The following is a 12,823-nucleotide window of genomic DNA, read 5'->3' as shown; positions in this document are numbered from 1 at the left end:
GTTGGGGCCGCCCGCCGGGGTTTAAACCCGGCGCGGCGGGCCCCGGCAACGCGGCTACTCGCTTGCCGGCGGCTCAGCGGTCAGCGGCGGCGTCGCGGGCGTCACCGTCACATCCTTCTTCTCGAGCTCGGTGATGACCGGCTTGTCCCAGCTGCCGGTGATCTTGTAGCGGGCGCTGGCGGCATGGTTGATACCCTTGCCCAGGAGGCCCTGCGCCACGAAGCCGGCCGCGACGCCGATGGGACCGCCCACCACGGCACCCACGATCGGCAGGCTGTTGCCGGCATGCGGTACCGCCTGCACCTGCAGGTCATAGTCCTTGGCGCGCACACCCGTGCGCCCCTTCACCGAGATCTCGGCGGCCGGGCTGCGGATCTGCAGGTTGTCGGTATTGGCGTTGCCGTCGCCCAGCTTGAAGTCGCCGGTGATGGCGTCGAAGGCCAGGCCCTTGCCGAAGACGTCGCCGAAATTGAAGGACAGGCGACGCGGCAACTCCAGCACCGAGATCAGGCCGAACAGGCGCGCCACGCCGGGTGCCACTTCGGGCATGCGCCCGTCGGTGATGTTGATGCTCAGCTTGCCGTCCATGTTGCCCAGTTCCATGGCAGATGGCGCACCGGGCCAGGTGGAGTCGAGCTGCGCCCGCACCTTGCCGCCGGCCAGCAGGCCTTCGTAGCCGAAGGCGCCCAGCATCTCGCCCAGGTTGTCGGCCGAGAAGTCGATACGCATGTGCGAGTGGCTGTTGCCGGCGGTGCCTTCCCAGTCACCCGTGCCGTTGATCTGCAGCCCACGGGACAACGTACGCAATTGGTCCACGTGCATGCCGCGGTCGGTCGGCCAGGTTTCCAGTCGCGCATCGCCCAGCTTCGAATCGCCGAAACGCAGGTCGCTCACCCACAGATGGAACGGGGGCAACGCCGAAGGCGTGATGCCGGTAGCCGCCGGATTCGCCAAAGGCGCGGCGCTGGCAGGCGTCGCGGTCGACGACGCGGTTGCGGGGGTGCTGGCCGTTGCGGCGTCGCTGCCAGTCTTCTTCGGTGGCACGACATCCTTGGGCCAGTACAGCCGCTGGAGCCGCGCGGTGACGCCGCGCCGTCCGAGATCGGCCAGCGGAATCGAGAACCGTCCCGCCAGGCCTGCGCTGTCCACGTCCACGGTCAATCCATCGGCCTGCGAGGTTGCGAGCAGATGCATGTCGGCGAAGGTGTGGCCGAACACCATGGCCTGATCGGCATTCACGTCGATGCTTTCCAGCCCGGGCCCACCGTTGCTGCTGCCGGAGGCGGCGTACTGCACCCAGCCGGTCACGTCGAGCCTGGCCGGGCGGCCGCGGATGCGGATGCCCTTGTCGGGCACGGTGTCCGGCGGCTTGGTGCCGAAGGCGAAGGTGGCTGCCAGTTCCTGCGCATCGGTCTGCGGCAGGCGCAGCCTTGCACGCACCACCTGTCCCACGCTCAGCTGTACATCGCTGCCCTGCATCGGCAGGTTCATTTCCACGTGCAGCGGCAGGCTGGCATCGGCGGTTTTCTTCAGCGGCACGGGGAAATCCAGGGCCATGCCGTTCAAGCTGGAATCGACGCTCAGCAGCTGCGTGGTTGCCGCCGCGCCATTGGGATGAGCGATGTCGAAACCGATGGTGAAATCGCCGCGCCCGTCCGCCACCTGGTTGAGCCAGTCCAGCTGCTTATAACCCTGGGTCAGCTCGCTCATGCTGTAGCGGCCGGTGAGCTTGGCGGAGAGCACCTTGTCGGGCTGTCCGGTGGCGCCGGCAATGGCCAGGTCCAGTTTCGAGGGCTGTCCGCGGAAACTCGTGTCCAGCGGTCCGGCGTGGAAACCTGCCTTGTCGAACGTGGCCGGTCCGGTGAGCTTGTCCAGCTTGAGATTCCATTCCGGCGCATCGAAGTCCACGCCCTTGAGCTGGGCATTGCCGTCGAGCACCAACTGGCTGGCATCCGCGACCGGCAGCGAAAGATGGAAATCGAACGCGCCACTGCCGCCGAGCTTCAGCTTGGACAGCACGTCGGCCTGGTTGCGGCCGATCGGACTGCGCCGCACGAAATCCATCATGCTGGCGCCCGTCCCTGAGCCGCTCACATTGAGATCGAGCACGGTGTTGCCGAATTCGGGGATCAGCGCCACGGCATGATCCACCTTGTTGCCCAGCGACTGGCCCGCGCTGGCTTCCACGAACATGCCGCTGTTGACGAAGTTCGCCACCGCGTTGACGCCTTCGGCGTGCGGCCAGTCCCTGCCATAGTCGAGCACGAGGCCGCTGATTTCGGCGCGCGCCTCGAAGCGCCCTTCGTTATGGTGGAACGGCCAGTCTTTCAGGTCGCCGCGCACCACCACGTCACCGTGATCGACCTTGCCGTCCATCAGCGCCTGATCCAGCCACTGCACGGCTGCCGGCGACATCGAATCGATCGGCCAGAACAGCTTGGCCGCCACCACGTCGGCGTGGTCCAGGGAGGCGTAAAGGTCCAGGAACGGGGGTCCGCCCGCGTCGGGCAGCGCGACTTCGCCGCGAGCGGAGCCACCGAAACCCGCCCCCTCGAAGACGAACGGATCGGTACCGATGCGCCACGCGTCATCTTCGTGCCAGAACACCACGTCGCCGCCGAGGCGGGACATCACGAAGGGCTCCCGGAAGGTGTGCGGGAAGCCCAGCGTGGTCGCCTGCGGCGGAAGCGACAGGGACATGGCCTGCGCATCACCGCGCACCACGCCCTTCAGACCGTCCACGCCCGGCAGCTTGCCCACTGGATCGATGGCCAGCCCGCTGAATTCCGCATCGAGCATCTTCAGCCCGTCGGCCTTGCTCCAGGCCAGTTGCGCGCTCGCCACCTGGCCACGGGGCCGACCGCTGCCGACCCACTGCGCGAGCGCCGGCGACATCTGCGGCTTGAGCGCCAGCCAGGGCACGAGGTTCGCCAGTTGCAGGTTGCGCGCGGCCGCCGAAGCCTGCAACTGGTCGGTACCGATGCCCTGCACCGTGGCGACGAGCGCACTGCCGTCGTCTCCGGCCCAGCGCACCTGGCTGGTGTCCTTGTCCATCGCCACTTCGACCATGCCGCGAAGCGCCGACGTGTTGGCCTTCACGCCATCGGGGTTGGCAATGGACAGCTGTGACAACTGGAACCGGGTAAGGCTGCGCACGATCTTCGCGTCGCGCCAATCCAGCCACGTGTCAAACGAACCACTTCCGCTTTCAGCCGTATAGCCGGCCATATCCACACCCGAGGACATGGCATGCAGGTCGATATCGGTACCGCCGATCCAGACCTTCCCTTCGGCACCGTCGTCGCTGAAGGTTCCTGCGCCACGCACCTGGCCCGGAGCCCCTTCGCGGCGCAACAGCGCGCCGACACGGATACGGCTTCCCTGGCGACTCAGGCGCAACTGGTCCGCCAGCAGCGTGTAATGGCGGTCGAGCCGGTGATCGGTGATCTCCAGGCGCGTGTCGCGCAACCACAGCCCCACCGACAGCTGTCCGAACGACGGGCGCTGCCGCTCTTCTCCCCCAGCCAGCCCGATGCCGTTGATGTGCCAGGTACCGTCGTTGTCGCGACTGAGGTCCAGCTGCAACCCGCGCACGCGCAGGTTGACCAGATGGCGGGCCGGCAGCAGCCAGCCGCCAAAGTCGAGCTTCAACTCCGCCTCGGGTATGCGCACGGGTGGCTCGCCGTTGTCGGCGCCGATCGTGAGGCCGTGCATGACGAATAAGGGACCGGCCGGTTGCGAGTGGCCTTCCAGCGCGTCGAACGTCACCGGCCGCTGCAGGATCCCACTCAACTGCAGCGCCACCCAGTCGGGATGGCGCGCCAGGGTGGGCAGGGCCAACTGGGCCAGCGCCATCATCACCGCCAGTGAGATGACGCCCACGCCGGCGATCCAGGCCAAGGCCCGGACACCCAATTGCATGCGCCTTCGCCAGAGCGCGTTCACGCGGCGCTCACAGCGCAACCAGCCCGGCGACATCCGTCGCCAGGCGCTTAAAGCAGAACCACATCGAATTGTTCCTGCGAATAATGCTCCTCAGCCTGGAAGCGTATGCTTTTGGAGATGAACTCTTCCAGTTCGGCCACCGCGACCGACTCCTCCTCCAGGATGCGGCCGACCACCTTGGGGCTGGCCATCACCAGCAGCTTTTCGGTGTTGAACTGGCGGACCGCGCGGGTGATCTCGCGGAATATCTCGTAGGTCACGGTCTCGGCGGTCTTCACCGTGCCGCGCCCGCTGCAGGCCGGACAGGGTTCGCACAGCTGCCGCTCAAGGCTTTCGGTGGTGCGCTTGCGCGTCATCTCCACCAGGCCCAGGGCCGACATCGGGTAAACCGTGGTCTTGGCGTGATCGCGCGCGAGGCCCTTTTCCAGCGTGCGCAGCACCTGGCGGCGGTGTTCCTCGTCCACCATGTCGATGAAGTCGATGATGATGATGCCGCCGAGGTTGCGCAGCCGGAGCTGGCGCGCGGCGGCCTGCGCGGCCTCAAGGTTCGTGCGGTAGACCGTTTCCTCGAGATTGCGCGAGCCGACGTAGCCGCCGGTGTTCACGTCGATGGTGGTCATCGCCTCGGTCTGGTCGACGATGAGGTAGCCGCCGGATTTCAGCGGTACTTCCTTCTTGAGCGCGCGCTGGATCTCGTCCTCCACGCCGTAGAGGTCGAAGATGGGACGCTCGCCGCTGTAGTGCTCCACGCGGTCGTCCAGGTGCGGCATGAACTTGTGCACGAACTTCACGACCTTCTCGAACGTTTCGCGCGAATCCACGCGGACCTTCTCGATGTCGTCGTTGAGCATGTCACGCAGGCTGCGCAGCGGCAGCGAGAGTTCCTCGTACACGCGGTCGCCGACTTTCGCCTTGGCGATGTTTTCCTGCACGACGCGCCACACCTTGCCTAGATAGGTGACGTCGAAGGCCAGCGATTCGGCGGTCTGCCCTTCGGCGTTGGTGCGCACGATGTAGCCAAGCGGGTTGTCGCCGATCAGCGCATTCAGCACTTCCTTGAGCCGCTGGCGCTCCTCTTCGTCCTCGATGCGCGCGGAGATGCCCAGCGTGCGTGCGTGCGGCAGCAGCACCAGGTAACGCGAAGGAATCGACAGATGCGTGGACAGACGGGCGCCCTTGGTGCCGATCGGGTCCTTGACCACCTGCACCACGATCTCCTGCCCTTCGTGGACCAGCTCGCTGATCGAGGGCACGTGTCCGTGACCGTTGCCGCTGCTGACCGGCTCAGCCCCTTCCGCCGCGACCGGCACTGGGGGGCGCAGGATGTCCGAGGCGTGCAGGAAGGCCGCGCGCTCCAGCCCGATCTCGACGAACACGGCCTGCATGCCGGGCATGACCCGTTGCACACGCCCCTTGTACACATTGCCCACGTAGCCGCGCCGGGAGGTTCGCTCCACATGCACCTCCTGCAACATGCCATTTTCCACCACGCCGACGCGAGTCTCGCGTGGGGTCACGTTGATCAGGATTTCTTCGCTCACGGACACTCCCCTGCTAAGGCAATCTTTATAGCGGCAGTACGCGCACACTGTCGATGCGTGGCGGGACGCGCCGATGCCTCGTTCGGCACTGCCGCCAACTGGCGCGCACATTCGCAGGGAAACACGACATTTGATGTACCGGGCAGTCTTCCAATCGGAAGCATCGCCCACGCGGGGTATGCTGCGCGTCGACGCGTGAACCGATTCTTCCCGACCTGCTGCAGCCGGGCTCGGACGCATGGTTCGCAGTGCGGCCGCAGGCCGGACCGTGCGCCGACAGGGGGGGCGACTCGCGTCGGGGCGATCTATCCGGGCAGCCTCGCTGACCGCGGGCCCCGGATGCCGCCCGTTTCTGCGGGCCCTGCATCCTCCCGGCACGAAACATCTCAACAGTGGAACGGGACGTTGAGGCCGAAACGCACCGGTCCAGCCGGGCGGGTCCCGGCTACCCCACCGCGGCAACAACGACTTTCTTTGACGGCCGGCCGGCCTCGCGGGTGTTTTGGCATTTCCGCTCCAAGGCGCCGCCAAAAAAACCGCCCCCGGCGTCATTACGGCCATGCCTCATGCTTTCAAATACTAGTACCGCAGCCGAGTGGTCCTGCATACACTTCGCCCAGCGCTCGGAAATCGGATGCCCAGGCTGGCTTGCACCAGGTTTTGGGGCAACGGGAATGCAACTGAAATAACCACCCGCTTGATTGAAAGACCACACAAAAATAAATCAATGAATAAAAGAACATTTTCCCTCTGGTGCTGGCGTGTGGGCCTCATCGCGCTCACCCTGTCGATCCTCATTATGGATCTGTGGGCCGCGAGCCATTGGAAGCATGCGACGTCCGCTCAGTCAGGCACGCTGGCTGCAACGTTTGGCGATCCCGATAGTGCTCGTCGCTACCCCATCCTGGCCATGGACACCGCGTCGCCCCTGGCAGCGGCGGGCGCCAAGGTAGGAGACTTGGTGAAATTTGACCGAAAGTCGGTGCTTGCGATTCGCTTTGTCGGGACGGATGAAACCATCGGATTTACGCTGTTCTCCGGGAATCGTGCCAGCCATCTCTCGGTGCAGCCTGTGCCTGACAAGGGCATTCTTCCCCATGCAGCGACCGCGGAAGTGAGCATCATGAGCTCCATCGCCGTGGCGTTCTTTACCTTGGTCATTGCAGTGTTGATCGGCGTGCGCCGAGGCGAGAGTCCCGCCATGCGGTTACTGACGCTGGCGCTGTTATGTTCCTCGGGAATTTATATCGGCACCCAACCGATTGGCGCCGTTATTGACCTCTACACCCAATTCATCGACCCCATCGTTGATGCGAGTGCGTATGTTCTATTTACGCTTTTTGCGCTCACCTACCCGGAGGATCGGCCGATCTGGCGGTTTAAGCGGGCACGGTATGCGTTCTACGTTTACACGGCCTGTTTTGCAGCGGTGCCGGCAGGTGCCTATTTATTTGCACTCGACATTTTTCCGACTTTATGGACACCAGCAATATGGAAGGTCTGGGGCCTGTATTACGTCGCCGTAGTTTGTATTTCCGTTGTTTTTGCACTTGGCGCGCTCGCATTTTCCTGGTGGCATAGCCAAGGGGTTATGCGACAGCGGCTGGCCTGGATAGGCGTCTGCATGGGTTCCATGTACGCGGTCTATTTCCTTTTCGTTTTAGACCAAAAGCTGGGCTGGCCCGTCCCTCTTTATTCCGCAGTTTTTGCGGCCGACGTTGTGCAACTGCTGGCACTGGCTGGATTCGGCTATGCCCTGCTACGTCATCGCCTCTTCGATTTTGGCTTCGCGCTCAACCGCGCCCTGGTTGTCACCATCATCAGCTCCATGCTGCTCGTCGCATTCAGCCTTACCGAGTGGGGCGTCGACAAGCTGCTCCATTTCGAGGGGCGCGAAAAAAATGCCGTGTTCGATGCACTGGTGGCGCTGGGCATCATTCTTTCTTTCCATCGTATTCAGCACTGGGTCAACCATCGGGTCGACCACACCTTTTTCCACCACTGGTACGAGGCTGCCGAAAAGCTACGTCGTTTCCTCGATAAGGCCGCGCATGTATCCCAGGCACCGGCGCTGCAGGAAAAGTTCATGCGGGCGGTCCTCGAGTTTTGCGGCGCATACGGCGCAGCCTTCTATTCACTCGAATCTTCGGGGAATTACGAACTCCAGAAATCCACTCTGCATGCAGCACCCGCAGTCATCGACCCAAACCACGATGTAGCCATCGACCTGATGCATACGGGGCGATTCGTCGATCTGCATGATGGACGCGAATCGATCCCAGGCGAGCTGGCATTTCCCATGATGGTGCGAGGACGCTTGAACGGCATCTTCTTGCTGGGTGAGCGGTCTGGTGGGGATCAGTACCGCCCCGACCAGATCGCCCTGATAGGTACGGCCGTGCATCAATACGGGCTTGACCTCGAAAGCCTCCGGGTCGAATCCATGGAGCGCCGTGTCAGCGCAAGTGAGCAAATGACGGGTTCGTTGCAGCGCGAAGTGGAAGCACTGCAACTGAATAATCGCGACCTGCGCACGACTAACGAAGGCTTGCTGGCGATGGTCGATGGCGCGCAACTGAGCAGGATCAGCTAATTTGCCCGCGCGTGGCCATGATCCGGGAGCTGTCCGGCCTTGGGAACACTTGTCGTGATACCCGATCCGATTCTTCCCGATCTGTTGCGACCGGGCCTTCGGCTGGTGTTCTGCGGCACCGCCGCGGGCCGCCGCTCGGCACAGGAAGGCGCCTACTACGCGCATCCGGGCAACATGTTCTGGCGGACCCTGCACACGGTGCAATTGACACCCCGCCTGTTCGCGCCAGTCGAGTTCACCTTGCTCCCCGCGCTGGGCATCGGTCTCACCGATCTGGCCAAGCATCACATGGGCAACGACGATGAGCTTCCACGGGATGCGTTCGACGTCGATGCATTGAAGCAGCGGATCGCGCGGCATGCGCCCCGCGTACTCGCCTTCACCAGCAAGGCCGCGGCACGGGCCGCTCTGGGCCGCTCCGCCGGCTATGGCCTGCAAGCCGAACGCATGGGTGAGACCCAGCTCTTCGTGCTGCCCTCCCCTTCCGGCCAGGCGCGCGGCCACTGGGACATGGCGCCCTGGCAGGCGCTGGCGGATCTCGTGCGGACTTGAGGGCCGGTACCTCGGTCCCACGAACGACTACCCGCTTACGTAAGCTTCCAGTGCCTCGACCAGATGCGCAAACAACCTGCGGACGCGCAGGCTCTGCCGCAAGTCTTCGTGCATCACCACCCAGGTCGGCAGCGGCATGGACAGTTCCTCGGCCAGCAGGCGCACCAGTTGCGGGTCACGCCGCGCGAGGTTGACCTGCGCAAAGCCGATACCGAACCCCGCGCGCAGCGCCGCGAGCGATGCCAGGTCGCTATCCGTGCGCAGCGCGAAATGCTCGCGGGCGTAGGGCAAGCCCACGGGTCGAAGCTTGCGGATATACGGCAATTCGGTATCAAAGCCGATCAGCGCGTGCCCGGCGAGTTCGGCAAGCGTCGCGGGCTGTCCATGCATGTCGAGGTAGCGACGGTGGGCGAACAGGCCCAATTCGATGCGCCCCACATGGCGGGCCACCAGCGCCTCCTGGGTCGGTTGCACCATGCGCACGGCGATATCGGCGTCGCGTCGCAGCAGGTCGGTGGTCTGGTTGGACAGCACCAGCTCGATCACGATGCCGGGATGCCGCTCCCGAAACGCGGTGAGGATGGCTGGCAGCACTTCCGCGCCGATCACCTCGCTGGCGGTCAGGCGCACCGTGCCGCTGATCTCCTCTCGCCCCGCCGACGCGGTGCGTTGCAGGGCCGCCGCCGCAGACGCCATGGCCTGCGCATGCGGCACCAGCTCATGCGCCAGTTCGGTGGGCGCCAACCCTTGGGGCGAGCGGGCGAACAGCGCGGAACCCAACGCGGACTCGAGCTCCCGCATGTGGCGTCCCAGGCTGGGCTGGGTCATACCCAGTGCCCGTGCCGCGGCCGACAGACTGCCTTCCCGCATCACCGCAAGGAAGGATCGGTAGAGCTCCCAGCCGGGATCATTCGAGGCCATGCATATTTTTATAGCAGACCTTCGGTATTCGGCAATTTTCTTTGAGCTAGACCCGCCGCAAGCTTTCCTCACCTTCCCTGAGGAACCCACCATGAGCATTCAGCACATCGCCCTCGTCATCGGCGCCAATGGCGGCATCGGCCGCGAAACCTGCCTGGCCCTGCGCCGGCACGGTTGGCGGGTACGCGCCCTCGTGCGCACGCCGCCGGAAGCCGGCAGGGACGGCATCGAATGGTTTTCCGGCGATGCCATGAAGGCCGAAGACGTCATGCGTGCCGCAGCAGGGGTCGAGGTCATCGTCCATGCCGTGAACCCGCCGGGCTATCGCGGCTGGGAGCGCCTGGTACTGCCGATGCTGGACAACACCTTGGCTGCTGCCAGGGCGAACCGCGCCCGCATCGTGCTGCCGGGCACGATCTACAACTACGGCGCCGACGCCTTTCCCTTGCTCACCGAAGCCTCGCCGCAACACCCGTGCACCCGCAAGGGAGAAATCCGCGCAGAGATGGAGCGCAGGCTGCGTGATGCCTCGATCGACGGCGTGCGCACGCTGGTGCTGCGCTGTGGCGACTTTTTTGGCCCCAGCGCAGGCAACAACTGGTTCGCACAGGGACTGGCCCAGGCCGGCAAACCAGTCCGCCGCATGCAGTACCCCGGCCGTTACGATCTGGCCCACGCCTGGGCCTATTTGCCCGATGTGGGCGAGGCCCTGGCACGACTGCTGGACCGCGAGCGGGAGCTGGGCGATTTCGAAACCTTCCACTTCGGCGGCCAGTGCTTGGACGGCCACGAGATGCTCGCGGCATTCCGCCGGGTTACCAGTCGTACGGACATCCGCGGCGGGACCTTCCCTTGGTGGATCGCGCGACTCGCATCGCCGTTCAACGAGACGCTGCGCGAGCTGTGCAAGATGCGCTACCTGTGGCGCGAGGCGATCCGTCTTGACGACTGCAAGCTGCGCGCTTTCCTCGGCAATGATCTCTACACGCCGATCGACGAGGCCGTGCGTGCCGCACTCATTGGCGCGGGCTGTCTCCCGCACATGCCGGCCAACGACATGCGCCCCGCGGAACGGGGCGCATGACGAGGTTCCATGCTCAGTCGATCGGCGTGTGGCGATTCTTGATGACATCGCGCTCCATCACCAGCGTGGCGTGGTTGGACCACGACTGGCGGATGTAGGTGACCACGGCGGCGACGTCGCTGTCGTTGAGCTGCTGGGCAAACGGCGGCATCGAATAGGGACGCGGGTTGCCCTTCGTCACCGGCGGGAAGCCACCGAGCAGCACGACGCGGATGGCATTGATGCCGCTCGGCTCGTTGACGGAAGAATTCCCGTTGAGCGGCGGATAGACGCCGGCCACGCCATTGCCATCCTTGCCGTGGCAGTCCGCGCAACGCTCGGCGTACACCTTCGCACCCTGGGCCAGGATCGGCCGCGTGTCGAGCTGCGACTTCTCCTCCGGCACCGGCACGCGCGCTGGCAACGACTGCAGGTAGGTCGCGATGGCGCGCAGGTCTTCGTCACGCATATGCTGCGTGCTCTGCTGCACCACTTCCGCCATCGGGCCGAAGGCAGCACCGCGTGCGGACTGGCCGTTCTTGAGCAGGTCGATGATGTCCTGTTCGCTCCAGCCTTCCAGGCCGCCATTGGCCTGCGTGCTCAGGTCGGGCGCGTACCAGTTCTGCACGGGAATCTGACCGCCCGCGAGCGACGGCTTGTTCTGCGAACCACCCAGCGAATCGCGCGGCGCATGGCATTCGTTGCAGTGGCCAAGGCCCTGCACGAGGTAGGCACCCCGGTTCCAGGCATCGGACTTCGTCGGATCGGGCTGGAATTCACCCTCCTGGAAATACAGCGCGCGCCAGGCCTTCAGGCTATTGCGCACGCTGTAGGGGAAACCCAACCCCAAAGGCTTGGCCGCCTGGTTCGTCGCCGGCAGCGACTGCAGGTACGCAAAGATCGCCAGCGCATCGTCGCGCGTGACCTTGGTGAACGAGGTATAGGAAAACACCGGGTACAGCAGCTCGCCGTGGCGCCCCTTGCCACTATGCAGTGCCTGCCAGAAGTCCTCGAAGCTCCACCCACCAAGTCCCGTTTCGCGATCCGGCGTGATGTTCGGCGCAGGGATGTTGCCGAATGGCGTGGGCAGCACGCGACCACCCGCATAGCGCACGCCACCCCGCTCCGTATGGCAGGACGCGCAGTCGCCGACCGCGGCCAGGTACTCGCCCTTGGCGATGAGTGCCGGATCCTTGAGAGTCGCCTCCGTCACCTCGCTGGCCGAGGGCGAGACGGGCTGCGTGACCTGCATGTGGAACAGCCACCAGCCACCCAGCGCCAGCAGCAACACCACCGCGATCGCCAGTACGCGTTTCATGCGCCGTCTCCCTTGTCGCCCAATACACCGCAGTGCAGCGGCGGTGTCACCGAACCGGCCTGCTGCGCATGCATGTCCGCCGGCAACTCACGCCCGGCGAGCCATGCCGAGACCGCGCTGATGTCCGATTCGCTCAGGCGGTTGGCGATCTCCGACATGCAGTCCGGCGCCACCGTGGCGCGCGTCTTGGTACGCCACGAGCCCAGCTGCGAACTGATGTAGTCATAGGGAAGCCCGACCAGTCCCGGGATATCCGGCTGTACGCCGGTCAGCTGGCTGCCGTGGCAGGACGCGCAGGCGGGAATCTCGCGCGACGGGTCGCCGTGGGTCACCAGTTCCTCGCCGCGCTTTATCGTCGACGCCGGCAGCTGCGGCAGTGGCGAGCGGCTGTACGGCACTTCCTGTGCGGCGAAGTATTCGGCGATTTCGTGCATGTATTCCGGGCTGAGCTGGCCCACCGTGTATTCCATCGGACCGTACTTGCGCAGGCCCTCCTGGAAATCCTTCAGCTGGCGCGCGAGATAGCCCGCCGGCTTGCCTGCTAGGCGCGGGAAGAAGCCGCTCTCCGGCGTCCCTTCGCCATGCACGCCATGGCAAGCCGTGCAGGCCGCGATGCGCTGCCGGAGGGTGTCGGGAATATCCGGGTGCGGTGCATCCTGGGCCAAGGACGCCAGGGGCAGCAGGAGGAGCATGCCCGTCCATGCGCCAAAGACACGCGTGGCCATCCGCAGCTTCGCTGAGAGCGCTTTCATGATCGTCCCTAGTACGCGTGGTGCGCTGCCGCCGCGACGGCGCGGCGATATCGGTCGTTCATTATAGGCAGCGCCCCTCAGTGGGCCACGGCAAACTCCGATAGGCTGCCGTTTTGCGACATCATGTCGCACAACTTT

General features: G+C 64.9%; 8 protein-coding genes. 3 read left to right on the top strand and 5 right to left on the bottom strand.

Annotation, left to right across the window (positions count from 1 at the left end; genetic code table 11):
- Positions 1-54: 54 nt before the first annotated feature.
- Both EPB08_RS15075 and rng read right to left on the bottom strand, forming a co-directional pair.
- The gene (locus tag EPB08_RS15075) at positions 55-3,921 is read right to left on the bottom strand and encodes a YhdP family protein (protein WP_130619944.1); all 3,867 of its coding nucleotides are present in this window, start codon (positions 3,919-3,921) and stop codon (positions 55-57) included.
- Between the two features lie 71 nt (positions 3,922-3,992).
- Positions 3,993-5,486, bottom strand: a complete 1,494-nt coding sequence (gene rng, locus EPB08_RS15070) for a ribonuclease G (protein WP_130619943.1) — start codon at positions 5,484-5,486, stop codon at positions 3,993-3,995.
- A 634-nt stretch (positions 5,487-6,120) separates the two neighbouring features.
- On the opposite strand from rng, the gene EPB08_RS15065 reads away from it, so the two are divergent.
- Both EPB08_RS15065 and EPB08_RS15060 read left to right on the top strand, forming a co-directional pair.
- Entirely contained in the window at positions 6,121-8,079 is a 1,959-nt protein-coding gene (locus tag EPB08_RS15065; RefSeq protein ID WP_130619942.1) for a hypothetical protein, read from the top strand.
- Between the two features lie 39 nt (positions 8,080-8,118).
- Positions 8,119-8,631: a mismatch-specific DNA-glycosylase gene (locus tag EPB08_RS15060; protein WP_130619941.1), complete on the top strand. Its 513-nt coding sequence runs from the start codon at positions 8,119-8,121 to the stop codon at positions 8,629-8,631.
- Between the two features lie 27 nt (positions 8,632-8,658).
- Here EPB08_RS15060 and EPB08_RS15055 read toward each other — a convergent pair whose 3' ends face one another.
- Complete coding sequence (locus EPB08_RS15055) at positions 8,659-9,552, bottom strand: LysR family transcriptional regulator (RefSeq protein ID WP_130619940.1); 894 nt, start codon at positions 9,550-9,552, stop codon at positions 8,659-8,661.
- Positions 9,553-9,643: 91 nt separating this feature from the next.
- Here EPB08_RS15055 and EPB08_RS15050 point away from each other — a divergent pair, with 91 nt between their 5' ends.
- A complete protein-coding gene (locus tag EPB08_RS15050) occupies positions 9,644-10,636 on the top strand; it encodes an NAD-dependent epimerase/dehydratase family protein (RefSeq protein ID WP_130619939.1) in 993 nt (330 codons plus the stop codon).
- Between the two features lie 13 nt (positions 10,637-10,649).
- Here the strand turns inward: EPB08_RS15050 and EPB08_RS15045 are convergent, their stop codons facing one another.
- Positions 10,650-11,933, bottom strand: coding sequence for a cytochrome c (locus EPB08_RS15045; protein WP_130619938.1), 1,284 nt, complete (start codon positions 11,931-11,933; stop codon positions 10,650-10,652).
- Complete coding sequence (locus tag EPB08_RS15040) at positions 11,930-12,685, bottom strand: c-type cytochrome (RefSeq protein ID WP_130619937.1); 756 nt, start codon at positions 12,683-12,685, stop codon at positions 11,930-11,932. The genes EPB08_RS15045 and EPB08_RS15040 overlap by 4 nt, the downstream gene beginning before the upstream one ends.
- Between the last annotated feature and the right edge of the window lie 138 nt (positions 12,686-12,823).

The sequence above is a fragment of the Dyella amyloliquefaciens genome (genome assembly GCF_004296575.1).
Lineage (GTDB): Bacteria > Pseudomonadota > Gammaproteobacteria > Xanthomonadales > Rhodanobacteraceae > Dyella > Dyella amyloliquefaciens.
Note: the sequence above shows the minus strand (reverse complement) of the source record. Positions and strands in the feature narration are given on the sequence as shown.